Raw genomic sequence first — 26,741 nt, 5'->3', positions numbered from 1 at the left:
TTTATTTCTTCAAGGATCGTTAATTTCTCAAATGCCGTAAATTTCTTTTTCTCCATAAAAATACTCCCCATACAGTAACAGGTCTTTGTTTTTTCACCTGTCTACTATATGGGGAGCATATCATTCGTTTGGGTCACCCTCTTTCTCGTTTATGCCGTTTCGGTCAAACGGCTGCGGTTATGCCGTCACGCTCGCACTAGCGACAGGCTCCGGCACATAAGATCGTTCGGCAGCGGAAGGCTTGCCCGATTCGGGATGATCCCGGAGTTCAAGGACCTCCCGGCGGCCTTTGCCGTCTTCCTGGGCTCCCGATTCCTCCGTGAGCTCTGGCTTCGTCGGCTCTGATGCCCATTCCTCCAACGCAAACAGCTTGCGAAATTGCTCGATCGCCTCATGCCCGTTCTCTTCACCCGCCAGTTCCTTTACGCGAGTAATCGGGTCGCGCAGCATCTGATTGACGATGCTTTTGGTCAGCCGATAGATGAGGGTCTGATCATGCTCGCTGAGATGCGGCAGCTTCTTCATGAGGCTGTCCATCGTATCTTGATGGATATGCGAGGACTTGCGTTGGAGGGCATGGATGACCGGCCCCACTCCAAGCGTCTTCAGCCATTGGGCAAATGCGCGCATTTCCTCCTCGATCATCTCTTCAATCCGGACAGCGGTCTTCTTCCGCTCCTCCAGGTTGGATTCCACGATCGACTCGAGGTGATCGATGTTAAAGAGCTGCACGCCGGGCAGCTCGGCAATCGCTGGATCAAGATCGCGCGGGACCGCAATGTCGATGAGGAAGAGCGGGCGTCCGCCGCGTGCCGGGAGCACCGCTTCCACCTCCCCGCGGGTCAGCACAAGCTCATGGGAGCCGGTCGAGCTGATGACGATGTCGGCTCGTTCCAGTTCCGCCGCCATTCGCGAGATCGGCAGGGCTTGTCCGCCGAAGCGCTCTGCGAGCTCCGCCGCCTTCGCCATCGTGCGGTTCATGACGATCAGCTCTGCCGCTCCACCGCTGTGAAGGTGCTTCGCCGTGAGCTCGCCCATCTTCCCGGCTCCGAGAATCAGTACCCGCTTGTCGACGAAAGAGCCGAAGAACCGGCGGCCAAGCTCAACCGCAGCATAGCTGACCGAAACGGGATTATCCGAAATGGAAGTCTCCGTCCGCGCTCTCTTGGCCAGCGTGATGGCTTGCTTGAACAGCGTGTTGAAGTAAGTGCCGGTGGTCTTCTCGGCTTGCGCCGTTTGGAAGGCGCTTCTCACCTGGCCGAGAATCTGCGTTTCCCCCAGCACCATCGAATCGAGGCCGCACGCCACCCGGAACAGGTGCTTCACCGCCTCTTCCTCTTCCAGGTAAAACAAGTGGGGCATAAATTCATCCCGGCTCACGCCAAATTGATGCTCCAGGTAAGCATGTATCGAATGGCCGCAAAGCTTTTTGCGGTCCACAACAAGATAGAGTTCGGTCCGGTTGCAGGTAGAGACGATGACGCACTCCAAGACGCTTGCGGTTCTCCGCAGCTCCTGCAACGCTTCGGGCAGCTTCGGAGCAGACAGGGCAAATTTCTCCCGCAAGTCCACCGGGGCCGTCCGATAGTGTAATCCTACCGTAAGGATCTGCAAGCCGCTCATCACCTGCTTTCGCTAAAGTCCTCTCATTATACCACACTGCAAAAAGCAACGTTTGGCCGCCGTGCCGATCTTTTTGAATAAGATGTGTCAATTATCATTGACACTTCTGGAGTTTTATGAAACTTATCCCTTCTATACCGTCAGGTCGCTTCTTCCAGTTTTTCATTACGTCCCCCTTTTCATTCTGGATCATCCCTGTTATGATAAAACTAACGTCATTAGTTTTTGATAAAAAAGGAGGCTCCCATGCGCATTCGACACGCTTTAACCGTCTACCAGCTGACCTTTTTGCCCCGTTTGTTCCCGGTTAACGCTTATTTGGTGGAAGAACCCGACGGCCTCACCCTCATCGACGCGGCCCTTCCTTACAGTGCGAAGGGCATCCTCCAAGCTGCACGAAACATTGGAAAGCCCATCACCCGCATCGTGCTCACCCATGCCCATGGGGACCATGTGGGCGCACTGGATGCTTTGAAGGCAGAGCTGCCGGATGTCCCGGTCTTCCTGTCCGCCCGGGATGCTCGGCTCCTGGAAGGGGATCTTTCCCTGGATGCGAATGAACCTGACTCTCCTATTCGGGGAGATGTTCCCAAGGCGGTAAAGACGCGTCCCGACCATCTTTTGAAGGATGGCGACCGCGTTGGTTCGCTGCTCGCGGTAGCCGCTCCCGGTCATACCCCCGGCTCGTTCGCCTTCTTGGATACGCGCAACCAAGCCTTGATCGTAGGCGATGCATTCCAGGTCCGCGGCGGACTCGCTGTGAGCGGACGGCTCCGCCTCGGCTTTCCCTTCCCCGCACTGGCAACATGGCATGCCGAAACGGCGCTCGTCTCCGCCCGTCGGCTTGCCGCACTCCAGCCTTCTCTTCTCGCGGCAGGCCACGGGAAGCTGATTGCGAATCCAGCATCCGCGATCACCAAGCTGCTGGCCAAATCACCTGACGAATCGGAAGGAGGACGCCATGTCTCCGCGCATCGGTCTTGATCCTCAGCAAGTGCTGCAGGCCGCCATCGAGCTGGCGGACACCCATGGCTTCGAATCCTTGACCCTTGCTCTGTTGGCCCAAAAGCTGACCATTCGTACCCCTTCTCTGTATAACCATGTAGCAGGGCTTCCTGAGCTTCGCCGTCTGCTTGCTTTGGAGGGGCTTGAGCGGCTGGCGAAGGACCTGCGAGCCGCTGTCCCGCCGGAAGCCGCCACCCCAGCTCCCACAGCCTGCGCTTTGGCATTCAGCCGCAGCTACGTTCATTTCGCCAGACAGCATCCCGGATTGTATGCCGCATTTCAACGAGCCCCCGAGCCGGGTGATGAAGCCCTTGCCGCAGCGGCCCAGCAGGTGCTCGACCTGACTCTCCTCGCGCTGGCCGAATTTCATTTGGGGGAAGAGTCCGCCATTCACGCGGTTCGCGGGTTCCGCAGCCTCTTGCACGGGTTCGTTTCCCTCGAAGGGCAAGGAGGCTTCGGCCTTCCTCTCCGCACCGATCAATCCCTTACCTTCCTCATAGAAACTTACTTGCGGGGTCTTTCCCAGCTCATTTCCTGAGGCAAGGCGAGAGCGTGTTTGCAAAACCCATAAAACGTTCAACCAATTTGACCGAATTTCGGCTTGCTAACACGCTATAGGGCAACAAACCGCAAAAGCACAAAGACGGCCCCTCCCGCACAGCAGTCCGGGAAGGGCCGTCTTGTTCTTTCATGCTTGCTTTTCATTCTTTTGGCTCCCTGCTTCTTGCTCCGCGCCTCATCGTTCCAGCCCGCGGAGCTTTACCGCCAGACCCACCAACTGGCGATCGAGAAGCGCCACCTGCTCAGGCTCGCTCGATCGGCTTCGTGCCTCAAGCAGGCGATCAATTTCCCTGCGGCAAAGCGCAATTTGCTGTTCCAGCGAATCATTTCGGAACAGCTCCTCCAGCTCACGCGCGAGAGCTTGGAACTGGTAGAGGATGGTCGTCTCCCCATCCTTGATCTCCGTGATCTTGACCACCGTTCCCTTGCGGTATTCGTAAGCCATCATGAAGCCATCGCCAAATCGATGAATGAGAGCGTTTCCTCGAAAGCGCGCAACCGCGAGGCGCAAAGCACCCGCTACCCGCGCGTTGAGAATGCGGCAGGAAACCTGGCACACGTACCGGTTGTCCTGCTTCGTAAATTCAAGAACGGGTCCAACGCCCGCATCCCGGACCTCTTGGGGAAATGCAATTTCCTGACTGCCGTTCTCCAGCACCCGGACCTCCGGGAACGTCCTTCGCTCCCGGAAGAGTGAAATCAAGACGTCCAGTTCTGCCTCTGTCACTTCAAGTCGGGTGCGCACGTATACCGCGGTTGTTCCTTCCGCCATACCGATCCCTCTCTCGTGATTCATTGGCTCTATTATACCGCATGCTGAAAGCGGATGCAGGAGGCGAATGGCCGGATTAGGGGCCAATTCCTCGACAGAATGACTTATTCTTGCGGGTTTTCGAGGGTTTCCCCCTCGTTCCAATCGACGCTTTCATCGAGCAGAGCCCACAGTTCCTCGAGTCCCTGGCCTGTTTCCGAGGAGAACAGCACGAGTGGATCTCCCTTCGGCATTCCAAGCGTCTCGCGCACGATCTTCACGTGCTTTTGCCACTGGCTGCGGGGGATCTTGTCCGCTTTCGTTGCGATGACTACAATCGGCAGATCATGATGCCGAAGCCAATCATACATGGCCTGATCGTCCTTTGTCGGGGGATGGCGCACATCAATGATCAGCATCACGCGTCGGAGCGGTTCGCGGCCCACGAGGTACTGTTCGATGAAGCGGCCCCATGCCGCCCGCTCGGTTCGGGATACCTTGGCGTAGCCATAGCCGGGTACGTCCACAAAATAAAAGAAATCATTAATCCGGTAATAGTTCAGGGTTTGCGTCTTTCCGGGCTGGGAGCTGGTCCGCGCTAGATTCTTCCGGCTGATAAGCCGGTTGATCAGCGAAGACTTGCCGACATTGGAACGCCCTGCCAAGGCGATCTCCGGCAGGGCATCCTCAGGATATTGACCCGGTCCAACGGCGCTGATGACGAATTCCGCCTGTTTGACCTTCATACTAGTCCCTCATTTCCTTCTTCTTGCGTTATCAAATGCCAAAGGTTTATCCGTGTACGGGAGCTTCTTCTCTTTGCTCCTGCACCAGCGCATGCTCCAGCACTTGGCTGAGCTGACTGACCGGGATAAACCGGATGTCGCTGCGGACGCTCTCTGGAATGTCCTCCAGGTCCTTCTCGTTGTCCTTCGGGAACAGGATGGTGCGAATCCCGGCGCGATGAGCGGCCAGCGATTTCTCCTTCAGGCCCCCGATCGGCAGGACGCGCCCGCGAAGGGTGATTTCGCCGGTCATCGCCACCTCCCGTGAGACGGGAACCTGGGTAAGCGCCGAGATCAGCGCCGTTGCCATCGTAATCCCGGCTGATGGACCATCCTTCGGGATGGCTCCTTCCGGCACGTGAATGTGGATGTCATTCTTCTCGTGGAAGTCGGCCGGCAGGCCGAGGCTGGCTGCATGTGCCCGCGCATAGGTGAAGGCTGCCTGCGCGGATTCCTTCATCACATCGCCGAGTTGGCCGGTCAGCGTCAGCTTGCCGGCTCCCGGCATGATGCTGACCTCGATCACCATCGTGTCGCCGCCCACTTCTGTCCAGGCGAGTCCGGTGACGGCTCCGACCTGATCCTCCGCCTCTGCCATGCCATAGCGGAACTTGGCAGCTCCGAGGTAATGCTTGATGTCCTCCGGCCGGATCGTGACCGCAGCACCTTCGTTTGCAAGAATCTCCCGGGCCGTCTTGCGGCACAGGCTGGCCATCTGCTGCTCGAGGTTGCGTACCCCCGCCTCCCGCGTGTAGCTGCGGATGACAGCCGTCAAGGTATCGTCGCCGATGACCAATTGCTCCGGCTCAAGCCCGTGAGCCGTCTTCTGTTTGGGCAGCAGGTATCGACTGGCGATGTGCAGCTTCTCCACTTCCGTGTAGCCGGGGATATGAAGCATTTCCATCCGGTCCAGGAGCGGACGCGGAATGTTATGCACCGCGTTCGCCGTCGTCACGAACATGACATTCGACAGATCGAAGGGCAGCTCGATGTAATGATCGCTGAACGTGTTGTTCTGCTCGGGATCAAGCACCTCCAGGAGGGCGGCTGCCGGATCCCCGCGGAAATCCATCGCCATCTTATCGATCTCATCGAGCAGGAAAACAGGGTTTGCGGCCCCTGCGTTCTTCATACCCTGGATGATCCGGCCCGGCATGGCGCCGACATACGTCCGCCGATGGCCGCGAATTTCCGCTTCATCGCGAACACCGCCGAGGGAGACCCGAATAAACTCGCGTCCGAGCGAACGGGCGATGGAACGGGCGATGGAGGTTTTGCCGACTCCGGGAGGACCGACGAGGCACAGGATCGGCCCCTTCAGCTTCTTCACGAGCTTCTGCACGGCAAGATACTCCAGTACACGTTCCTTCGGCTTTTCCAGCCCATAGTGATCCTCATTGAGAATCTCCTCGGCTCTTGCCAGGTCGAGATCATCCTCGGTTCTCTTCAGCCAAGGCAAGCCGAGCAGCCAATCGATGTAGGTGCGGATCACGCCGCCTTCCGCGGAGGCCGCCGGCATCTTTTCCAGGCGATCGATCTCTTTCTCGATCTTCTCCCGCACCTTCTCCGGCACTTCAGCACTTTCGAGCTGACTCCGAAGCTCTTCAACCTCTCCGGCGCGCCCTTCCTTCTCACCCAGCTCCTTCTGAATCGCCTTCATCTGCTCGCGCAGGTAGTATTCCTTCTGGGTCTTCTCCATCTGCTTCTTCACGCGCTGGCCAATCTTGCGTTCGAGCTCCAGCACCTCGCGCTCGTTGCCGAGGATGTCGAGCAGCTTGCCGAGGCGCTCCTTGGCGTCTACCGTTTCGAGAATGTCCTGCTTGTCTTTGATCTTGAGCGACAGATGGCTGGTAATGACATCCGCCAGCCTTCCCGGCTCATCGATATCGGATACCGCAGCGAGCGTCTCCGGCGTAACCTTCTTGGAGAGATTGATGTAGTGCTCGAACTGAGTCAACACCGTGCGCATGAGCGCATCGATCTCCGCATCCACGGCTGTCTCCTCGGGAAGCTCCTTCAACAGGACCTCATAATAGTCTTCGTTATCCAGGTATTCCAGCACTTCCGCGCGAACCAATCCTTCGACGAGCACGCGAATCGTGCCGTTGGGAAGCTTAAGCATCTGCCGGACCTTCGATACGGTCCCGATGCGGTAAATGTCATCCTGCGCAGGATCTTCGATGTTAATCTCCGATTGGGAGGCCAGGAGGATCAAGCTCTCTTCTACCATAGCTTGTTCCAATGCCTTCACCGACTTTTCGCGCCCGACGTCCAGGTGCAGGACCATGCTCGGATACACCAAGAGCCCGCGCAAAGGCAGCAAAGGCATTCGTTTGGCCTTCGATTTGTTCTGCCCCATGCTACACCTCCAGTGGTCAACCTGCGTGCCGCCCGGCAAAGGGTTTCAGGCTGCTGCTGCAGCGAAACCAGCGGAATGGAAAAAGAAGGCACGCATTCGGCCTCAATGTAGGATCATTTTATCAGATGTCCCGTCAAAACACCAATTCGTTCCGGTCAGCCTGGCGAGCTGTCGATCCCTCGGCGCTGGCTGTTCAGCCGATCCGCCTGCAGGAAAGAGACGGCCGAGGACAACGGTTGATCGGCAAAGGGCACATACGGCGCAGTGCGCTCGGTATGCACCGTGATGCCGAGCGCCTGCTCCAGCACCTCTTCGATCGTATCGACCGGGATGACGCGAACGCCTGCATAGGAGCGGAAGAGCTCCTGCCAGTTCTCCTTCGGGATGATGATCTTATCGGCACCCGCATGGATCGCGGCTTCCACCTTCGGCACAACGCCGCCAATCGGCTTCACTCTCCCGTGGATACTCATCTCGCCCGTCATCGCCAGGCGGTGATCCACAGGAATGTCCAACATGGCGGATACGATGGCCGTCGCCATCGAAATGCCCGCCGATGGCCCGTCGATGGGCGTTCCACCAGGAAAGTTGATATGAAGATCGAAGTCCTGCGGGCGAAACTCAAGCGACCGGAGGACGGTGAGCACATTGTCTACGGAGCCCCGGGCCATGCTCTTGCGGCGCAAGGTGCGAGAGCCTCCCCCCATCTCTTCCTCATCGACCACGCCCGTGATCGTCCAGGCACCGCTTCCGGGAACGGCTGTCTTCACCGCCGTCACCTCGATCTCCAGCAGCGTGCCAAGGTTTGGCCCGTACACGGCGAGCCCATTGATAAAACCCACCTTCGGTTGAGTGGGTACCTTGCGTTCCGGTCGCGGAGGGATCTGGCAGCTGTTCACCACCCACTCCACGTCGGCTGCGGTAAGCTCATTCCGCTTATCCGTCAGGGCAAGGCCAGCCGAAAGCTGGATCACATTGACCGCTTCCCGGCCATTGGTGGCATACCGCTTCACCACCTCGACCGCTTCCGCCTGATCAGGAAAGCCGATCTTGCGAATGGCATTCTCGGCAATCACACCGATCTCCTCCGGAAGAAGCGGCCGGAAGAAGATCTCCATGCACCGCGAACGAATGGCAGGAGGAATGTCCTGCGGGGTGCGGGTGGTGGCTCCGACAAGCCGAAAATCAGCAGGCAGGCCGTTTTGAAAAATATCATGGATATGGCTCGGAATATTGGGGTCTTCGGAATTGTAATAGGCACTCTCCAGGAAGACCTTGCGATCCTCCAGCACCTTCAGCAGTTTATTCATCTGAACCGGATGCAGTTCTCCGATTTCGTCGATGAAGAGAATTCCGCCGTGGGCTTTGGATACGGCTCCGGGCTTCGGTTGAGGGATGCCCGCAACCCCCATCGCCCCCGCTCCTTGGTAGATCGGATCATGAACCGATCCGATCAGCGGATCGGCAATGCCCCTCTCGTCGAATCGAGCAACGGTCGCATCCGTCTCGATAAACTTCGCGTCTTGGCGAAAGGGGGAGAAGGCGTTCTTCTTCGCCTCTTCGAGAATGACTCGCGCTGCGGCGGTCTTGCCTACTCCCGGAGGCCCATAGATGAGCACATGCTGCGGATTGGGCCCGCACAGAGCCGCCTTCAAAGCGCGCAGCCCCTCCTTTTGTCCGATGATTTCCTCAAGCGAGCCGGGTCGGGTCTTCTCCGACAGCGGCTTGGACAGTGAAATGGAACGCTGCTTACGCAGCTTCTCCATCTCCTTCTTCGATTCGCGGTCTACCGCACTGCGGTTCGTCTGCTGGCCGCGCAGCAGATTCCAGAAATACAGGCCGATCACCACGGCGAAAAACACCTGAATGATCATAAGCGCCACGCTGAGTCCCATGTAAGCTTCCTCCCTCACTCTCCGAAGTTCCCCATACGAGCTTCGAGTTTTCTGGTGCGCCTTCTAAAATTGGCGAATACGGGTCCATAGCGCCACTGAGTATTAGTATTTCCCGCTCTTTTCCTCGATAACCCTAACGTCGGGAGCGGGAGAGAGTACACATGGGGAAGACGGACAAACTAATGCTTAACCGAAGCCAGGATAGCGCCCAAGGAGGATCTTATGAAACCAAAATACATCTCCCTATCGGTCCTTTTCCTTTCCCTTATCATGCTTGTCCCCAGTGCAGCCGCTGCCGCACACCGATCCCCTTCCTCCTTGGAGATCGTCCCGTCTGCGGGCGATCCTCATCTGCCAACCGCCGATGTTCTGCTGGACGCCGGCCACGGAGGCATCGACGGAGGGACCTTCGAGGGCAATATTCTGGAAAAGGATATCAATCTTCAAGTGGCCCTGCTGCTACGGAACAAGCTCACCTCCCGGAACGTTGACTGCGTCTTGAACCGCTTCGGAGATTATGCCTTAAGTGAGGAAAACCGCTGGCAAGGAACGAAATCCAGGCACCTCCGGGACCTGGGCCAGCGCACGGGGCTGCCCAAGATGCTGGAGCCCTCGGCCGTCGTCAGCATTCATGTGAACTGGACCCGCAACTCAAGAAGGTACGGCCCCCTTGTTCTGTACCAGCCGAACAACCCGAAGAGCCTCTTGCTGGCCCGCACCATTCAAGCTCACTTGAATCAGGATGCGGGGACGTCCAACCAACCGTTTCCCGGCAAAACCTATTACTTGCTCAAGAAAATCGAAGCCCCCAGTGTCATTGTCGAGATCGGGTTCTTGTCCAATCCTTCGGATCGGCGCCGATTGACCAACCCCGAAGATCAAAAAAAGATCGCAGAAGCGCTGGCTTCTGCGATCTGGAACTACCTGTTGCTGGAGGAAGGACTCCCGAACGGAAGCGCCGAAGCGATTCCCGTTCATAGCTGAGGCGCTGCCTCTGCCGTCTTCCCGTGCCGGCGGCCGGAGATTTCACCGGTCTCCTCGAATTCTTTGACAATCTTGTCGATTTCCCGTTTGAGCTCGCTGACCAGTTCCGCCTCAGGAACCTTACGCACCATCTCCCCATAACGGAACAGCATGCCTTCCCCGCGGGCTCCGGCAATGCCGATATCGGCTTCACGCGCTTCGCCGGGGCCGTTAACCGCGCAGCCGAGAACCGATACCTTGATCGGCACTCGAATGTTGGCCAGGTACTCCTCGACTTCGTTGGCAATCGCAAACAGGTCGATGTCCAACCGTCCGCAGGTCGGGCAGGAGATGAGCGTCGGCGCATCCGAAACAAGACCGAACACCTTCAGCAGCTCGCGAGCGACCTTTACTTCTTCAACCGGATCAGCGCTCAGCGATACGCGCACGGTGGAACCGATTCCCAGGGACAAGAGCGCACCGAGTCCCGCCGAGCTCTTGATGGTTCCGGAGAACAACGTACCCGATTCCGTAATGCCCAGGTGAAGCGGGTACCGGAACGCCGCTGCTGCTTTCGTATAAGCTTCAATGGCCATCGGAACATCAGAGGCTTTAAGAGAAACGATGATATCGTGAAAATCCAATTCCTCGAGGATGCCAATATGGAAGAGCGCACTCTCCACCATCGCGTCGGCGGTCGGGTAGCCATACTTGTCCAGCAGATGCTTTTCAAGAGAGCCGGCATTCACGCCGATTCGAATCGGAATGCCCTTCTCTTTGCAAGCCTTTACCACCGCTTCGACCTTTTCCCGTTTGCCGATGTTGCCGGGGTTGATCCGTACCTTGTCGATGCCGTTTTCGATCGCCTTAAGGGCAAGTCGATAATCGAAATGAATATCCGAAACGAGCGGGATGTGAATGCGCTTCTTGATTTCCTTGATCGCTTCAGCCGCTTCCTCGTTGTTGACGGTGACGCGAACGAGCTGACACCCGGCTTCCTCCAACCGGAGGATTTCAGCGACTGTCGCTTCCACATCCGCCGTTTTGGTGGTGCACATGCTCTGGATGACCACCTGATCGCTTCCGCCGATGGTCAGGTTGCCTACCTTCACCGGAAGGGTATCTTTGCGGTGAAACATGAAATGGATTCCCCCTTATGCCAAACATCCTCCGTGCCGGTGGTCCGGCAAAGGACCCTGACCGAAACGGAGGATGCGAACTGGCTTGGTATGGAAGAGGAGAGACGCTTAGGCGCTCTCTTCTTTTTTCTTTGTGTCCTTGGTGGTAATGAGCGGAGAGACCTTCTCCAACACCGTCTCCTTGGTCACGACGCACTTGGAGATATCGGTGCGAGACGGCACATCGAACATCACGTCGAGCATGATGCTCTCGATGATGGCTCGCAGTCCGCGCGCCCCGGTATTGCGCTTGATCGCTTCCTTGGCGATGCAATCGAGCGCCTCCGCCGTGAACTCGAGGCCCACGCTGTCCATCTCCAGCAGCTTTTGGTATTGCTTGACGAGAGCATTCTTCGGCTCCGTCAGAATACGCACAAGTGCGGCTTCGTCCAGCGGCTCCAAGGTCGAGATGACCGGAATCCGGCCGACAAATTCGGGGATCAACCCAAATTTGAGCAGGTCCTCGGGCAGTACGAGCGACAGGTATTCGCCCGGCTTCAGATCGGCCTTGTGACCGTCCGTACCAAAGCCAATGACCTTTTTGCCGATGCGGCGCTTGATGATCGATTCCAATCCATCGAAGGCACCGCCGACGATGAACAGAATGTTCGTCGTGTCGATCTGAATGAATTCCTGATGCGGGTGCTTGCGTCCGCCTTGCGGGGGAACAGAAGCGACCGTGCCTTCGAGAATTTTCAGCAGGGCTTGCTGTACGCCTTCGCCGGAAACATCGCGGGTAATCGACGGGTTCTCCGACTTGCGGGCCACCTTGTCGATTTCGTCGATGTAGATAATGCCGCGCTCGGCCTTCTCGACATCGTAGTCCGCTGCCTGAATCAGCTTGAGCAGGATGTTCTCGACGTCTTCCCCAACATACCCCGCCTCCGTCAGCGAAGTCGCATCGGCGATCGCAAACGGAACGTTAAGGATCTTGGCAAGGGTCTGAGCGAGCAGCGTCTTGCCGCTGCCGGTCGGTCCAAGCAGCAGGATGTTGCTCTTCGCGAGTTCAACCTCGTCCTTGTTGCCTTGGGTATTGATGCGCTTGTAGTGATTGTATACGGCAACGGACAGAGACTTCTTGGCATTATCCTGTCCGATCACATACTGATCCAGAATGTTGCGGATGTCCTTCGGCTTCGGAACATCCTTCAGATCCAGTTCTTCCTCATGGCCGAGTTCTTCCTCTACGATCTCCGTGCACAATTCGATACACTCGTCGCAAATGTAGACACCCGGTCCGGCAACCAGCTTGCGCACTTGATCCTGCGATTTGCCGCAGAACGAGCACTTCAACTGGCCTTTTTCCTCGTTGAATTTAAACATTGGATCACCCCTTGTTAAACGATCTCTTTCCGGGTGATGACCTCATCGATCAACCCGTAAGCCTTGGCATCCTCAGCAGACATGAAGTTGTCGCGATCGGTGTCCCGATCAATCTTCTCATAGGGCTGACCCGTATGCGTGACGTAGATTTGGTTGAGCTTCTGCTTCGTCTTGATGATCCAATCCGCGTGGATCTTGATGTCCGTCGCTTGCCCGCGCACGCCTCCGAGCGGCTGGTGAATCATCACTTCACTGTTCGGGAGCGCGTAGCGCTTGCCCTTCGCTCCTGCCGTAAGCAGCAACGAAGCCATACTGGCGGCCATTCCTACGCAGATGGTGGATACGTCCGGCTTGATAAATTGCATGGTGTCATAAATCCCCATGCCGGCCGTTACCGATCCGCCCGGGGAATTGATGTACAAGCTGATATCCTTCTCGGGGTCGGCTGCTTGCAGGAACAGCAGCTGGGCTATAACCAGATTGGCGACGTTGTCGTCAATGGCATCTCCGATAAAGATAATCCGGTCTTTGAGAAGACGGGAATAAATGTCGTAGGACCGCTCGCCGCGGGCCTCTTGTTCCACAACCATAGGAATCAGACTCATATCCGACAGCAACCCCTTCACTTCAGGATAAACGTCAATTGTCGGCCAGGGAACAGCCGAGTTCCACCTTCATCTTACCATGTTTAGATGCCTCTGTCATTCTTACCCGAAGCCCCCTCGTCTAAACAAAAACGGGCCTCGTTTTCCCCTTTTTTTGGAAAGAAAGGCGCCGACATGCGACGCCTTTCCCAGAAAGGAGCTTTCTTCGCAAGCTCCGCTTGTCATTCAGTTAGGCAGAACCGGTTACGCCGTCTTGCTGTTCTCCACCAGGAAGTCCACCGTCTTGCGGATGGCCAGATCGTTCTTGATGGAATCAAGCATGCCGTTAGCCGTGAAGATCGTGCGGATCTCTTCAACGCTGCGTTGGTACATTTCAGCCATACGTGCTACTTCGGCATCGAGGTCTTCGTCGCCGGCTTCAATGCTTTCCGCTTTGGCAACCGCTTCGAGAACCAGGTTGCTGCGAACGCGGCGTGCTGCCTCTTCGCGCATTTCACCCTTGATCACATCTTCGGTTTGGCCGGTGAATTGGGTGTAAAGCTCCAGGTTCATGCCTTGTTGTTGAAGGCGGTTGGCGAATTCCTTGAACATGTTGTCCACTTCGTTGTCCACCATGACTTCCGGAACGTCCACTTGAGCATTTTCGGCAACCTTGGCAACCACTGCGTTTTCTTTCTCACGCTTGGCGGTTTCTTCCTTTTGCTCCTTCAGGCGCTTTTCGATGTCTGCCTTGTACTCGTCCAGCGTGTCGAATTCGCTTACGTCCTTGGCGAACTCGTCATCCAGCTCCGGCAGGTTCTTGCGCTTGATGTCATGGAGCAGAACCTTGAAGACAGCCGCTTTGCCCTTCAGGTCTTCGGAGTGGTACTCTTCCGGGAAGGTAACGTTAACGTCCTTCTCTTCGTTCTTCTTCATTCCGACGACTTGCTCTTCGAAGCCTGGAATGAAGCTGCCGGAGCCAAGCTCCAGGGAATGCTTCTCGGCTTTGCCGCCTTCGAAGAGGACTCCGTCTACAGAGCCTTCAAAGTCGATGATGGCGATGTCGCCGGTTTGAGCCGCTTCGCCTTCTTCGGCGATGACGAGCTCGGCGTGGCGCTCTTGCAGGCGCTTCAGCTCCGCATCCACTTCTTCAGCGGTAACGTCAGCCGTCTTCTCTTCCACTTCAATGCCCTTGTATTCGCCAAGCTCTACTTCCGGTTTAACCGTTACCTTAGCGGTAAACGTCAGTGCTTGTCCCTTGGCCATTTCCTTCACGTCGATCTCCGGACGATCTACCGGGTCAATCTTCGTCTCCTCGATGGCTTCTGCATAGACTTCTGGAAGAAGAATGTCGAGCGCATCTTGGAACAGGCTTTCTACGCCATAACGGGCTTCAAACATGGACCGCGGAACTTTGCCTTTGCGGAATCCGGGAATCGAAACTTTCGGAGCTACTTTCTTAAAGGCTTTGTCTAACGCGACGGCGACGCGTTCCGCTTCGACTTCGACGGTCAGGACGCCTTGATTCTTCTCTATTTTTTCCCAGGTTGCTTTCATTTTATGCTTTCCCCTCCAAAAAATGTACCTGCGTTCGGTATTCATTCCGGTCTTTAACCATTCCATTATAATCATTTCCCTTTACCATTTCAAGACAAGACTGGCACCGACGAAGGGATTGCCCTTTTTGTTGCGGTACCCTGTCTTTCTCTTGCCTGGCTCAGGGGCGAGTTTGCAGCCTCATGAAAGCATCGAGCGCCTGTCCGGCTTGCTTGTACTCCATCGTCAGCGCCTCTGTCATTCCATAAAGATGGAGCAACTCTTCCTCGTCCGCCTGTTCCTGCATCACCCGTCGAAGTGCTCCGTGCAGAGCAGCTGCCCAAGCGTTCCGGCCCTCCTCCTCCAGCTCCGTCAAACGACGGTACAGAGGAGAGGCATAAACAAAGGCCAGAAACTCCGACCAGGTCTCCTCCGCAAAAAAGCCGAGCGCCGGTTCTCTTACCGCGCTGTGCTCCTGTACGCGCTTTAGCACATCGGTGATCGATTCGGGAAACTCCCATACATCAAGAGGGGTCTCCTCCATGCGGAGCTCCCGTTCCTCAGCCTGCTGCGCGGGCCGAACCGAGCCCGTCGCTCCCCGCTTTTTCAGCGTCTGCAGCGCCTTGAAGATCACGTAGGGATGAAGGCGGGTCGTCTCGATCCAGCGGACGAGAGCGGGCTCCACCTCAGGATGCTGAACATACGAAAGCTGTCCCAGGGCGAGCAAAATCTGCTCCAAGGAAGAAGCTTCTCGAAGCGTTTCAAGCAAGCGGGTTACGTACCCCTCGTCCGTTGCTTTTTTTCGTTCCGTTTCCTTGCGCAGCAGATCGGCCTCGGTGAGGTCGGCTTCGTCGTCAACGGGACTCAAGGCACCCGATTCGTGATCCGATTCATTCATCAGGGTTGTGATCCAATCGAGCAGCGTCTCCCATTCCTCCTGATTGCGCGGGTCGCCGCTGTCCACCTGCAAAAGAAAGCGAAGCAGATCGGCTGCCTCCTGATACCGCTCCGTCTCAAGAAGCTTTGTCAGCTCGATCTGATAATAATCCACGGTTCGGGGAAACAGGATCACATTGGTGCGTTTGTCCTGGGGCTTCCCTCGATCGTCTGTTCTTCCGTCTGTGATGGTCCTCACCTCATTTCCGGCCGGAAGCCTCCTGCCAGCAAGCCTTTCCTAGAAAGATGGTAGCGGTTTACGCGAGAAAATGCAAAGGAAACGAAAATTCCGGCGAACGTGCTGCTGCCAAGAATCAGCAGGGAGAGCAAAAAAGCAATTGCATCCAGCAACCGGCTTGTGCTATGATATTCCTGTTTCGCAAACGCGCGGGTGTAGTTCAATGGTAGAACGCCAGCTTCCCAAGCTTGAGGCGTGGGTTCGATTCCCATCACCCGCTCCAACTATATATCACTTGAAAGCCTTGAGAAATCAAGGCTTTTTCTATTTCCCCCAGAACTTTCGCTTTCTGTGAACCGAGCGATGGGGTTGCCCTTCCGCCCCTGTGCTACAATACGGAAAGATTGGAGGAGAAAAGACAAATGTCATTTGGGTCCTTCCGTAGAAGCTCTGTAGTGGTTGGGATCATTCTGCTGGTTGTATTCGTAAGGCTCTTGCCGAATGAAGTATGGGCCCAACGGATCACCCTCTTGCTTTACCTCATTTATTTCCTCGGATTGCGAGGAATCACCAGGACCCCCTCCATCCGAATGCGATGCTTACTATTTTTCCTCCTCTACCTTGCGTTGATGGGATATGGGTTTGCCTTTCCCGGTCAAACCACGATTGTCATGTCCCTTCAAGGCGTCCTTATCAGTTTCATTGCATTAAACCTACCCCCATGGACAGCTGAAATCCTGGGCTTATCCTTCATGCTCATTACCTTTCAGGGTTTGGTGCTGTATGACCATCAAACCTGGGCTACTCTAATCAGGGAAAGCCTCTTGATTTACGTGGGGCTGTTTGTTTCCTTTCGTTTGATCCGAGTAAGGAGGCTCCGGCAGCAGGAACAGCAACGGTACACCGAGGAACTCGCAGAGATGAATGCAGAATTAGCGGAGTCGCACCTCAAATTACAGCAGGCTCACGAAGAGCTGGAGCGAGCCTCCGTTCAGTCCTTGCGTTACGCGGTGCTGGAAGAGCGCAGCCGCATTGCCCGCGACATTCATGACAGCATTGGGCATCGGCTGATCTCCGTAATCGTGCAGCTGCAAGCACTCCCCTATGCGCTGAAGAACGAGCAAGGAGCACAATCCGAAGCAATCGTAAAAAGTGTATTGGACGTAGCACGAGGCTGCCTGCAAGAGGTGCGAACGGTCGTCCATAATCTCGGGGCTGACGAAACAGGCGCCGGAACGGTATCCTTGCGCAGCCTCATGCAACACATTGCCGTTCCTTCCCATATGGACATTCATTTGGAGATGGGGGAGCAAGCAGAGCAGGAGGATTGGCCGCTTGCGGTGGCGGTCGTCCTGTACCGCAGCCTACAGGAAGCGTTGACCAATACGATACGCCATGCAAATGCACAGAGGATCGACATAGCAGTGGTGCAAAGCGAGCAAGCTGTAGAGCTGCACTATCAGGACGACGGCCAACTGATGCCGGGAAGCCATTGGCAAGAAGGGTTTGGCTTAAGCAGTATCCGGAAGCGCTGTCAGGATGCAGGCGGCCATTGCACGATTGAAGCAAGGGTTCCTCATGGCATGGCAATCGATATCTGGCTTCCACTTGCCGCAGGGGAGGAGCATTAACTTGGAGAAATCACGCATTGTCGTAGTAGACGATCAGCCGCTCATTCGGCAGGGGATGAAAGTTATTATTAGCGCCCAGCCGGATATGGAAGTGGTCGGAGAAGGCAGCAACGGCCTGGAAGCGGTGGAACGGGCGGCAACCCTGGAGCCGCATCTCATCCTTATGGATGTCCAGATGCCGAAATGCAGCGGAATTGAAGCTGCCCGGGAAATCCTGCGGAAACAGCCAGCATGTAGAATCGTCATCTTAACCACCTTTGATACCGAAGAGTACATTCTGGAAGGGATTCGAGCCGGAGCCATTGGCTATTTGCTCAAAGACACCGAGCCGGAGGAGCTGCTTGCCGCAATACGGGCTTCGCTTCGAGGGGAAGTGATTTTTCGGACCGCCCATGCTGCCAGGTTGATCGGGCAAGCCATTGAGAAGCAAAGCCTTCCCCTGCCAACGGACCTCGTCGGACGGACGAATGCCAAGCAGATGTTCACCAACCGCGAGCTGGAGGTGCTTCAGCAGATGGCCTATGGACTTCGGAACGAAGAAATTGCCGCCAAGCTGTTCCTCAGTGAGAGTACCGTGAAGACTCACGTGCATCGAATATTACAAAAGTTTGACGTCCAGGATCGCACACAGGCGGTCGTATATGCCATCCGAAACCGCATCGTTGAATAAGCGCATCCTCACATTATCCACCTGCAGATGGATGTGTGGAGGATCAGAATCAACCCGCAGGTGGACGTAGTCATTTCTCTCGCAGGATATGATAAAGCTGCGCATCGGGAAGAAACATACATTCCCCATGACTGCGAGGAGGAACCCCATCATGACCACCAGCCACTGGATCTCAACATTCGCAATATTCGCCGTGCTCGCATTCAGTGTATACGGGCGCAAGCCCTTTAACCTGATTCGCTTGCTGTTGCCCATTCCAATCCTGGCCTATTTCGGTACAACCTATTTAAAGGACATCCCTACAGGCGGGAATAACGGATGGCTGCTTGCTGGATTTATTTTGTTCGGCGGCTTAATCGGCTTTGTTCTCGTCTTGCTCGCCCGCGTGGAAAACGATCAAAAAACAGGAAAACCCTATATAACAACGGGGATCCCGAGCCTTGTAGTGCTGTCGACCATCTTTCTTCTGCGTATCGGTTTCATTGAATGGATTACTCGAAACGGGCAAAAGGCTTATTCCTTCTCCGTGAAGCACCATTTCGATTTAACCATCCTAGGGCCGATTTTTATCCTAATGGCAACCGCCATGGTAGCGGTTCGTGTATTGGGGATCTACCTGAGAGTCAAACAAAGCAAGTCGAAGACGAGAACTTATTTGAGATAATGAATTCAAATCGCGATCGCCTATAAAAGAAGCAAGCAGGAGCGCTTCAGGGTTCTTCCCCGGATCGCTCCTGCTTGCCGTTTGACTAATCAAGCTCGATATCGTCTAGGATCTTGACCAGCTCTTGGCGAGCGGCCTCAGTGAAAATATGAAATGCCATACTCAAGGGGAGTCATCCTACTTTTCTTTTATCACGAATAACACACCCAGGAGAATGAGGAAGGAACCGGCCCAGAACGCAAAGCCGATCGTTTCATCGAGAATCAGCCAACCCAGCAGACTCCCTACGACGGGTTGAAAGAAGAAGAACAACCCTCCGCTTGAAGCGTTCAGCAGTTGCAGGCCTCGATTCCACAGCAGAAACCCGCCCGCTGTGGAGATGATCCCCAAATAGAGGAGCCCTCCCCCTATACTTGGTGTTGTTAGAGTTGAAAAGTGAATCTCATGCAGCCGCGGCAAGACGAACGGAGTTAATAGAAGAATTGCCGTCAAGGTGGCGTATGTGGTTACGACAACCGGTGAATAATCACTCGGCACACGCTTCACTAACACAGACATGAGTGCCCATGTTAACGCGGCTACAAGAAGCCAGCCGCCGCCGCGTTGACTGGATACGTCCACATGCCCCACTCCCGCAATGAGGAGCACCCCGAGGGTAGCGAAGCCGATGGAGATCCCTTTGCGAAGAGTCAGCCGCTCTTTCAGCAGAAGACGGGCAAAGAGAACCATAAAAGCAGGCGTCGAACCGGTAATCATCGCCCCCATTTGCGCCGACGACAACATCGTCCCCGTCTCCTGCGCAACGATCGAAATGGCGTTGCCTATGGTTCCAATGGCCAGGATAAGGGGTAGATCGCGTTTGCGAATCCGCCACTTCTGCCGTGTTGCCAGCCCGATCACCAACAGAGCGACGAGTGCAATCAGGTAGCGCAACCACACCAGTTCAAGCGGCGGTATGACCGAAACGACAACCTTCACCACAACGTACATGCCTCCCCATATACTGGAGGCTAACATTAAATAGAGCGAACCCAAGAAAGTGTTTTTCATGATTTCCAATCCCTCCGAAGTTTGTAAGGTGCGTTTGCCCTTACCGGAGAGAGTGCCTTCTCGCTCCGTTATGGGCGCAGAAGGACGACAGGCACATCATTTTCAAATAAAGGAGGGAAATACACGTCTGCTCACCTCAAGTCTCGATCCAAATTGTAAGGAGTATCGTAACAAAAAGACCTCAATTTGACCAGTTATTCTGGCTTCTTGACACATTCTGCAATATCCTTTAGTATAGGTCTAGTTCTGATGGACTTCTATCCATCGCCATTGTCCCAGTAGCTCAGTTGGATAGAGCACACGCCTTCTAAGCGTGTTGTCGGGGGTTCGAATCCCTCCTGGGACGCCATTTCACTACCTATAAACGATTAAACATAGAGAAGGTCCTGAAGTCCTTGAACGTTAAGGGAATTCAGGGCTTCTTCGTTATATCCGGGGATCAACCTACGAGCTTTAAGCCGACGGCAGAGCCCAGCACCAACGCAATGCAGACGATTCGGAGGAAGCTGCGGGGTTCTTTGTAAAAAATCATGCCCAGGATCGCTCCCCCCGAAGCTCCGATTCCTGTCCAGACCGCGTAGGCTGTCCCCATGGGCAAATCCCTCATCGCAAGCGATAAGAAAAGAAAGCTGAGACCGAACGCCGCCATCATCAAGCCCAAGGACTTTGCATTTCGCGCTTCGTTGAATTTATTAATCAGCAAGACCCCGACCATTTCGCAGATGCCTGCCGTAACCAGATACAGCCAGCTCATCCTCCGCTCACCTCACTCTCTTTTTCCTTACTCAACAGCTTGAGCCCGATCACTCCAAGGAGAAGCATTACAATCAAACCCAGCTTCGGCAGGTTAACCTCGGCATCGAACAAAAGAATCTCCGCGATGACCGTTCCTGCCGTTCCCAGCCCAACAAACACGGCATAGACCGTACCCACTGGAAGGGAGCGAGCCGCCCAAATCATCAAATAGAAACTAACGATAATGGAAATGACGGTTCCTCCCCACTCCCAGAAGCTCCCTGCATGCTTCAAGCCGATCACCCAAAACACCTCAAAGAATGCCGCTACAAAAACCGACGCCCACGTTTTGTTCATCCTGAATCCCTCCTTCATTCTCTGGTAGTATGGATGGAATAGAGAGGAATAAACAGAAAGCCTGGGAAACAAACCGCTTTCGCAGTTTATCTCCCAGGCTTTTATCCTTCCGTGACGCAGCCGTATGGCTGCGGGTCTTCTCTCGGACCAGACCAACCAACACCAGTTGCGGAACCCTAGAAAACCTCTCTATTCAATTCCCATCATTCTACGAAGAGAGCTCCCTCTTGTCAAGAGGGAGATTTCACCAAGTCTCAACATGATTATGGAGTAACCTCGTCATATTCGTTAACTTCAAACGAGACGATTTTGTTAAAGATGATGTATTCTTTGCGGCTTTTGAAAGGGCCTTTATTGTTGCTGTGCTTATCAATCGCGAACGAGGCTGTTCCCGTGCCAGCCGCTTTTGCTTCATACCAAGTGATAAAAGCCGCAACCTCGGCCATCGACAAGTCGTATTCCTTCTCTTGACCATTGTCCAAAGCGATGGTGAGGATGGCTCGTCCAGTTTCAGCATTTGCACTAGCCGAAACCTCATTGGATGGTTCGCTCTCTCCTATTGCTCCAAGTGCGGTTACTACGTAGTAGTAGGTATTGCCCTGGGTAACATTGAGATCCGTATAGGTGGTTCCCGTCAAGCCGGTAGCAATCGTCTCGTAGGGTCCTCCGGCCGTTACCGCTCTTTTTATCGCATAACTGTTGGCATTTGAGACGTTCGACCAATTGAGACTGATACTGGACGGACCCGTTGATGCCGAAAGAGACGGGCTGTTCATTTGGGATTTCGTAATATAACCCGTAGAATCGATGTCTACTGCATCGAAGTTGAACGTACCTGCGGTGGACTCATTTTGAATGGAAACGGTATGCTTTCCCTCTGTTAATCCTGTCTTCTCATAAACAAGAATCATAACCTTAGAAGGTTCATTCCTATATTGGGCAAAGGTTTCCTTCACACCATCGATGGTTATCGCGATCTTCGGCGATTGGTCAGAATAAGTGTAAGAAATGAGTCGGAGCTTTGTGCCTACGAAATCAAATTGAACCGTACTTACTAAGTCGTTTGTGTACCGGCCGTACTTATTATAGTAGTTGGTATTGACGCCCATACGCCAATTTCCTGTATACGTAAACAGAGGATCTGCGTCATCATATCGCCTCCATCCAGACTCTTCTTGTGTTAATTGTTGTCCGATGGATGCTGCTGAGACATGGAGAGATAACAATGAAAAAGATAAGAAGAGCAAAGCAAGCAAAGAACTGAAAATCCTAAGCTTCTTAGTCATGAATAGGTAAACCTCCCTGAAATTTGTATCTTCAAATGGAGTATAGGGAGGGTAGGAGGATTGGTCTATTCATAATATGTAATTTATTGGAATTATTTCAATATGTCACGGATTTGACAACAACCTAGCTTAAGCATGAAAACCGAATATAAATATCAATTGACAGCGGTTTTTTCTATTTGTATTCTATTTATGGTAAATATTATAAAAGGAGGTTTTATATGAAAAAAGGTTTCCGATTTGCTTCTCTGGTAAGCACCTTGTTGGTCTTGTCTCTCCTCATTACCACAGCTGCGAGTGCATTCACTCTCTACGGCAAAAAATTGATTGGCGGTGTGAAAGACCGGACCTATTGGGTGGATAACCCTACCTACATATTCAAAGATTCGGATGGTACGTATAAAGCTATTAATTATGGCACTTACATCGATATCGCAGTTCAGAACTGGAATAATTCGGTAAACAATGAAAACAAATTTGAACGTACCACCGATGTCTATTTTACGAAGGCAAAGGACAGGGCGTCGGCTACCGTCATTTTTACCGTAGCAGAGTATGGAAATACGGGGTGGGATGGAAAGACCTTCTTCTTTAAGGACGGGGTCAATGTTGCAGGGCAATCAGAAGCTCCAACCAAGGATTATGACAAGGTCACAATTGGGATTAATGTGTCATTAACGTATAAGACAGAAGATCACTATAAAGTCTCACTTGCCGGTCACGAGTTTGGCCATGCGCTTGGCTTGGATCATTTTAGCGGCGGCCCTCCCTACTCCTTAATGAATAAATACGTTTCTAATGCGCCTTTTGGCCCTACGGCTGACGATGTGACAGGAGTTCAGAAGATCTATTCAAAATAATGCAGATGATCGTTATTTGTGATAGCAAAAAGAGCCGTCCTCCGGCTCTTTTTTTGTCGTTCTATTCAACCTTGGAGATCCCAATAAGGGTCTCAATGGATGCTCTACCTAACCACGTGAATCATCCTAAATTGCTTTGGCTTCAAGAATATCCCCGCATCTATGCCCAGCCGAATCTTTTCGTCCGTCCATAGATCCGTCCCCTGCTTCCCTTGCAGCTCCATCGGCCAAGACAGGTTAACGGCCTTATCACCATGATTCAGAGCAATCAAGACGGTCTCGTTCTCGAAGCTCCGGCTGAACACAAGCGAATTCGCTTCCCCGTCGGCATTCAGGATGGAGAGCTGCGCGGAGGCGTGCAAGGGCTTCAACTCCTTGCGAAGATGAACCAGCTTCCGAACGAAGGCAAACCATTCCCGATCCTGCTTCTCCTCGTCCCATTCCATGCATCTCCGGTAGAAGGAGAAGTCGTACCCGTCTCCCGTTAAGCCGATCTCGTCTCCGTAATAGATGCAGGGAGAGCCTGGATACGTGAGAAGCAGCAGATAGGCCAGCCGGCGCTTCTCCTTGTCATCCCCGCAAACGGTCAGAATCCGAGGGGTATCGTGGCTTCCAAGCAGGTTAAATGCGACCTCATTGGCGCCCGCCGAATGATGGTGCAGCTGCTTAACCACTTCGTTGGCATATTGCTCGGCATTCATCAGATCCTTGGCAATGAAGTCAATAACCATTTCCGTAAAAGGATAGTTCATGACCGCATCAAACTGATCTCCCCCGAGCCATGCGTTAGCATCGTGGGCCACTTCCCCGATGATATAAGCCTCAGGGTTCGCTTCCCGCACCGTTTGGCGGAATGCACGCCAGAAAGCATGGTCTACTTCGTTGGCTACGTCAAGACGCCAGCCGTCGGTGCCGAACTCCTCCACCCAGTACCTTGCCACATCCAGCAAGTACTGCTTCATCTCGGGATGCTCGGTGTTCAGCTTGGGCATCTTTTTCTCGTAGGCAAACGTTTCATAGATCGGCTCTCCGTCCTCCGGCAGCTCTTGTACATGGAACAGGTCCTTATAAGGGGATTGCTCCTTATGCGCTAGGACATGCTGAAATTTCTCAAACAGCAGCCCGCTGTGATTGAAGACCGCATCCAGGATGATCCGAATTCCTCGTTCATGACAAGCCTCGACCAGTTGACGGAACGTTTCCTTGTCTCCGAATTGGGGGTCAATCTCAAAATAATCGATCGTATCGTACTTATGGTCTGACGGCGACTTGAAGATCGGGGTCATGTAAATCCCGTTGACGCCAAGCTCGACCAGATGATCCAGATGATCGATAATCCCCTTCAGATTGCCGCCAAAGACAGCCCCCGGTATCGGCTCCGAGCCCCACTCACTCCATTGCCCCGCTCCTTCGGGGTTCCCGTTGGCGAAACGGTCCGGGTAGATCTGGTACCACACCGTTCCCTTTACCCATTCCGGCGCTTGGAAAATGTCCGCTTCATTCAGATAGGGGAATCGGAACACCCGATTTCGCTTGGGGTCCGCTGTAAAGCCCCTCTCTCCGTAAAAGAGCGTCTCTTGACCGTCCGACACCTCAAAAAGATAGCAAAAGCGTTTGACAGGAAGGGAGACGGCGGCAAACCAGTAGTCGAACAGATCATCCGAACCGGATCGGGTCATGCTCATCCGTTCAAACGCCCACTCTCCGTCGACCCAATAATAAGGGTCTCCGTACAGCAGGGTCACTTGAGTCAGGTCGTTCTTTTGGCTCTTCAAGGTGATGTGCAGGGTGTCTTTGTCATACGCGTAGGCAAACTGGCTTTTGGGCTGGTGATGGATCGCTTCCTTTAACACAGGGAAAACCTCCTCCAATGGGGTTTAAAAAACAAAAAAACACAATCCCGAATACGCTGCTCGGGGTTGTGTTTTCCATCCGCATGGGACAAAAGAAACAGGCATTGCCCTTTAATTGTGGCCTTACACCACCCAAGTATAGAGGGGTTTCTCGGCAGTGTCCAGCATTTTCTATTCGTTCATTCGTTTTACAAAAAACAGGACCGCACCGATTTCCTTACCCGATCATACATGGATAAGGAAAGGAGGTGGGCGGTCATGCACCGAACCCCCGATCGGGATCAGCGAGCGATCTTTCTAGCTGCCGTCTGCTCCCAGACGTATGCCCAATACACAAACCCGAATGGCTCTTTTGTCATCCCGCAAGGCTATTCCCTTGTGCATGCCATCCTGGCCAAATCGTTCAGCTTCGCATGGGAACCCTTTGGATTCATCCTCGAAGCGCCGGACGAAATCATCATCGCCTTCCGCGGGACCAGCTCTGCGAATGATTGGGTTTCAGATCTCATCGCTTCGCAAAAAAGCTTTGATTGTGTCGAAGAGCCGTGCCTGACTCACCGCGGCTTCACCGCGATCTACTCTTCGGCCCGTGACGGGATTTTCTCTGCACTTTCCGACTTGTCCTCCACCAAAGCGTTGACCGTTACCGGCCACAGCCTCGGGGCCGCTCTTGCCACCTTATGTGCCGCGGATGTCGCTTCGAATGGAACCTTTTCTTCTTTCAGCCTGTATACCTATGGTTCCCCTCGGGTGGGAGACCCCGCGTTCGTGGATTCCTTTTCCGGCAAAATAACCGACCGTCATCGCTTCGCTAACCTGTTCGATATCGTCACCTACGTCCCCCCGACCGCCTATAAGCCGCCCAAGCAGGAGATAACCTACTCCTATCGACATGTTCCTGAGCACATCCCCCTGTCCTTTCAAAACGGAAGCTTCGGCCTCAACCATGTCATTAGCAGCTACTTCACCGAACTCGCCAAGCTTCAACCGGAGTATACCCAAGCGCTATGCACTGCGAACCCGGGTTTCTGTCCTACCAGTAAGGAGGAGCCAACCTTGACCGCTGGAAAAGATAGGGATAGACTAGAAGCGGTTAATTCTCTCAGATAAATGGGTGAAACTCGATGAAGATACCAGAGCACGTGGAGACAAAACGAATGAAATTCCGCTTTCTTGCGCATGAGGATATTGAAGCCGTCCACAGGCAATTTTCTGACCCAGATATGTGCCAATATTTCAGTGAGCCCCCCTGTGACCGAGAGGAAGCCCTAGGCATCATTGACCATTACCTGGCCCCAGAGGGGAAAGACTATCTTCGGTATGGGATGTTCGACAAAGATACCGATTCCTTTATTGGAACATGCGGGTATCATTACTGGGATCAAGAGCTTAGCCAAGTGGAACTCGGATATGACATTTGGAAAGAGCACTGGAGGCAAGGATACTTGTCAGAAGCCTTGCCCGTTCTGATTAAAATCTGCTTTGAGGAGCTTGAGGTCGATTGCATTTATATCCTCACTCATCCAGAGAACGAAGCCTCCATGGCAAGTGTCAGAAAATTTGGTTTTGTGGAATGTGAGCCTTGCCGAGCATTTGATGATGAACCGCAAGTATGCCTGAAGCTCATGCGCTCCGGGATCACAAACTAGAGCAGGATAAGAGGCAGCCTATCTCTTTGATAGAGATAGGCTGCCTTTTCGTCGTCTACCCATTCGATCTAAAGGGTGAACTTGTCACAGGCTGATAGAGATCACGATTTAGACAAACTTAATACCGCTTTCATCACAAATATTTCCAAATCCACCTTCCCAATCAAATCGAATCGCTGTAGAATTGCTAAAAAATAGGTTTATATACTCATATATCCAATTTTTGAAAGGGGGGATGTCCCTTCCAAATGGCCTGATCGATTGTGCCGCGTTGTTGTGTCCCCCTCGTTTTTGCAGCCCAGACGACAG

At 53.9% G+C, this 26,741-nt stretch carries 24 protein-coding genes, 2 tRNA genes and 1 riboswitch; of the genes, 11 read left to right on the top strand and 15 right to left on the bottom strand.

Going from position 1 to position 26,741, the window contains the following annotated elements:
* Positions 1–177 precede the first annotated feature (177 nt).
* Complete coding sequence (hemA, locus tag AAFN83_RS16385; RefSeq protein ID WP_347771237.1) at positions 178–1,614, bottom strand: glutamyl-tRNA reductase; 1,437 nt, start codon at positions 1,612–1,614, stop codon at positions 178–180.
* 255 nt (positions 1,615–1,869) lie between these two features.
* Between hemA and AAFN83_RS16380 the strand changes: the two genes are divergently transcribed.
* Positions 1,870–2,607: an MBL fold metallo-hydrolase gene (locus AAFN83_RS16380; RefSeq protein ID WP_347771235.1), complete on the top strand. Its 738-nt coding sequence runs from the start codon at positions 1,870–1,872 to the stop codon at positions 2,605–2,607.
* Positions 2,585–3,166, top strand: coding sequence for a TetR/AcrR family transcriptional regulator (locus tag AAFN83_RS16375; protein WP_347771233.1), 582 nt, complete (start codon positions 2,585–2,587; stop codon positions 3,164–3,166). The genes AAFN83_RS16380 and AAFN83_RS16375 overlap by 23 nt, the downstream gene beginning before the upstream one ends.
* A 198-nt stretch (positions 3,167–3,364) precedes the next feature.
* Here the strand turns inward: AAFN83_RS16375 and AAFN83_RS16370 are convergent, their stop codons facing one another.
* The 4 genes from AAFN83_RS16370 to lonB form a co-directional block, all read right to left on the bottom strand.
* Complete coding sequence (locus AAFN83_RS16370) at positions 3,365–3,961, bottom strand: hypothetical protein (protein WP_347771231.1); 597 nt, start codon at positions 3,959–3,961, stop codon at positions 3,365–3,367.
* Between the two features lie 104 nt (positions 3,962–4,065).
* Positions 4,066–4,686, bottom strand: coding sequence for a ribosome biogenesis GTP-binding protein YihA/YsxC (gene yihA, locus AAFN83_RS16365; RefSeq protein WP_347771229.1), 621 nt, complete (start codon positions 4,684–4,686; stop codon positions 4,066–4,068).
* A 46-nt stretch (positions 4,687–4,732) separates the two neighbouring features.
* Positions 4,733–7,084 (bottom strand): endopeptidase La, encoded by a 2,352-nt coding sequence (lon, locus tag AAFN83_RS16360; protein WP_347771227.1) that lies wholly within the window; start codon positions 7,082–7,084, stop codon positions 4,733–4,735.
* A gap of 155 nt (positions 7,085–7,239) precedes the next feature.
* A complete protein-coding gene (gene lonB / locus AAFN83_RS16355) occupies positions 7,240–8,979 on the bottom strand; it encodes an ATP-dependent protease LonB (protein WP_347771225.1) in 1,740 nt (579 codons plus the stop codon).
* A gap of 222 nt (positions 8,980–9,201) precedes the next feature.
* On the opposite strand from lonB, the gene AAFN83_RS16350 reads away from it, so the two are divergent.
* Positions 9,202–9,963 carry an N-acetylmuramoyl-L-alanine amidase family protein gene (locus AAFN83_RS16350; protein WP_347771223.1) on the top strand — a complete coding sequence of 254 codons (762 nt, stop codon included), beginning with the start codon at positions 9,202–9,204 and terminating at the stop codon, positions 9,961–9,963.
* Here the strand turns inward: AAFN83_RS16350 and ispG are convergent.
* The 5 genes from ispG to AAFN83_RS16325 all read right to left on the bottom strand — a co-directional run bounded on the left by ispG (position 9,954) and on the right by AAFN83_RS16325 (position 15,698).
* Positions 9,954–11,081, bottom strand: a complete 1,128-nt coding sequence (gene ispG, locus AAFN83_RS16345) for a flavodoxin-dependent (E)-4-hydroxy-3-methylbut-2-enyl-diphosphate synthase (RefSeq protein WP_347771221.1) — start codon at positions 11,079–11,081, stop codon at positions 9,954–9,956. The two genes, AAFN83_RS16350 and ispG, sit on opposite strands and share 10 nt — an antisense overlap.
* A 108-nt stretch (positions 11,082–11,189) precedes the next feature.
* On the bottom strand, positions 11,190–12,443 hold the full coding sequence (gene clpX, locus AAFN83_RS16340; protein ID WP_347771219.1) for an ATP-dependent protease ATP-binding subunit ClpX: 1,254 nt from the start codon (positions 12,441–12,443) through the stop codon (positions 11,190–11,192).
* Between the two features lie 14 nt (positions 12,444–12,457).
* Positions 12,458–13,048 (bottom strand): ATP-dependent Clp endopeptidase proteolytic subunit ClpP, encoded by a 591-nt coding sequence (gene clpP / locus AAFN83_RS16335; protein WP_347771217.1) that lies wholly within the window; start codon positions 13,046–13,048, stop codon positions 12,458–12,460.
* Positions 13,049–13,291: 243 nt separating this feature from the next.
* Positions 13,292–14,584, bottom strand: a complete 1,293-nt coding sequence (tig, locus tag AAFN83_RS16330; RefSeq protein ID WP_347771215.1) for a trigger factor — start codon at positions 14,582–14,584, stop codon at positions 13,292–13,294.
* A 160-nt stretch (positions 14,585–14,744) separates the two neighbouring features.
* Positions 14,745–15,698 carry a hypothetical protein gene (locus AAFN83_RS16325; protein WP_347771213.1) on the bottom strand — a complete coding sequence of 318 codons (954 nt, stop codon included), beginning with the start codon at positions 15,696–15,698 and terminating at the stop codon, positions 14,745–14,747.
* A gap of 188 nt (positions 15,699–15,886) precedes the next feature.
* On the opposite strand from AAFN83_RS16325, the gene AAFN83_RS16320 reads away from it, so the two are divergent.
* The 4 genes from AAFN83_RS16320 (at position 15,887) to AAFN83_RS16305 (ending at position 18,642) form a co-directional block, all read left to right on the top strand.
* Positions 15,887–15,960: transfer RNA gene (locus tag AAFN83_RS16320), tRNA-Gly, on the top strand.
* A gap of 637 nt (positions 15,961–16,597) precedes the next feature.
* Entirely contained in the window at positions 16,598–17,308 is a 711-nt protein-coding gene (locus AAFN83_RS16315) for a sensor histidine kinase (RefSeq protein WP_347771211.1), read from the top strand.
* 55 nt (positions 17,309–17,363) lie between these two features.
* Entirely contained in the window at positions 17,364–17,978 is a 615-nt protein-coding gene (locus AAFN83_RS16310; RefSeq protein ID WP_481810518.1) for a response regulator, read from the top strand.
* A 151-nt stretch (positions 17,979–18,129) separates the two neighbouring features.
* Positions 18,130–18,642: a hypothetical protein gene (locus AAFN83_RS16305; protein WP_347771209.1), complete on the top strand. Its 513-nt coding sequence runs from the start codon at positions 18,130–18,132 to the stop codon at positions 18,640–18,642.
* A gap of 177 nt (positions 18,643–18,819) precedes the next feature.
* On the opposite strand, the gene AAFN83_RS16300 is transcribed toward AAFN83_RS16305, so the two are convergent.
* The gene (locus AAFN83_RS16300) at positions 18,820–19,692 is read right to left on the bottom strand and encodes a DMT family transporter (protein ID WP_347771207.1); all 873 of its coding nucleotides are present in this window, start codon (positions 19,690–19,692) and stop codon (positions 18,820–18,822) included.
* A 272-nt stretch (positions 19,693–19,964) separates the two neighbouring features.
* Here AAFN83_RS16300 and AAFN83_RS16295 point away from each other — a divergent pair.
* A tRNA-Arg gene (locus tag AAFN83_RS16295) sits at positions 19,965–20,041 on the top strand.
* A gap of 90 nt (positions 20,042–20,131) precedes the next feature.
* On the opposite strand, the gene AAFN83_RS16290 is transcribed toward AAFN83_RS16295, so the two are convergent.
* The 3 genes from AAFN83_RS16290 to AAFN83_RS16280 form a co-directional block, all read right to left on the bottom strand.
* Complete coding sequence (locus AAFN83_RS16290) at positions 20,132–20,446, bottom strand: DMT family transporter (protein ID WP_347771205.1); 315 nt, start codon at positions 20,444–20,446, stop codon at positions 20,132–20,134.
* A complete protein-coding gene (locus tag AAFN83_RS16285) occupies positions 20,443–20,784 on the bottom strand; it encodes a DMT family transporter (protein ID WP_347771203.1) in 342 nt (113 codons plus the stop codon). The genes AAFN83_RS16290 and AAFN83_RS16285 overlap by 4 nt, the downstream gene beginning before the upstream one ends.
* Before the next feature lie 88 nt (positions 20,785–20,872).
* Positions 20,873–20,975: riboswitch (guanidine-I (ykkC/yxkD leader) on the bottom strand.
* 72 nt (positions 20,976–21,047) lie between these two features.
* Entirely contained in the window at positions 21,048–22,070 is a 1,023-nt protein-coding gene (locus AAFN83_RS16280; RefSeq protein WP_347771201.1) for a fibronectin type III domain-containing protein, read from the bottom strand.
* Between the two features lie 221 nt (positions 22,071–22,291).
* On the opposite strand from AAFN83_RS16280, the gene AAFN83_RS16275 reads away from it, so the two are divergent.
* A complete protein-coding gene (locus AAFN83_RS16275; protein ID WP_347771199.1) occupies positions 22,292–22,930 on the top strand; it encodes a matrixin family metalloprotease in 639 nt (212 codons plus the stop codon).
* 104 nt (positions 22,931–23,034) lie between these two features.
* Here the strand turns inward: AAFN83_RS16275 and AAFN83_RS16270 are convergent, their stop codons facing one another.
* A complete protein-coding gene (locus AAFN83_RS16270) occupies positions 23,035–24,783 on the bottom strand; it encodes an alpha-glycosidase (RefSeq protein WP_347771197.1) in 1,749 nt (582 codons plus the stop codon).
* A 258-nt stretch (positions 24,784–25,041) separates the two neighbouring features.
* Here AAFN83_RS16270 and AAFN83_RS16265 point away from each other — a divergent pair, with 258 nt between their 5' ends.
* Both AAFN83_RS16265 and AAFN83_RS16260 read left to right on the top strand, forming a co-directional pair.
* On the top strand, positions 25,042–25,893 hold the full coding sequence (locus tag AAFN83_RS16265) for a lipase family protein (protein ID WP_347771195.1): 852 nt from the start codon (positions 25,042–25,044) through the stop codon (positions 25,891–25,893).
* 47 nt (positions 25,894–25,940) lie between these two features.
* The gene (locus AAFN83_RS16260) at positions 25,941–26,432 is read left to right on the top strand and encodes a GNAT family N-acetyltransferase (RefSeq protein ID WP_347771193.1); all 492 of its coding nucleotides are present in this window, start codon (positions 25,941–25,943) and stop codon (positions 26,430–26,432) included.
* Positions 26,433–26,741 lie beyond the last annotated feature (309 nt).

This window comes from Gorillibacterium sp. CAU 1737, from assembly GCF_039888655.1.
Classification (GTDB): Bacteria; Bacillota; Bacilli; order Paenibacillales; family NBRC-103111; genus Gorillibacterium.
This window is presented reverse-complemented; position numbering and strand designations above follow the sequence as displayed.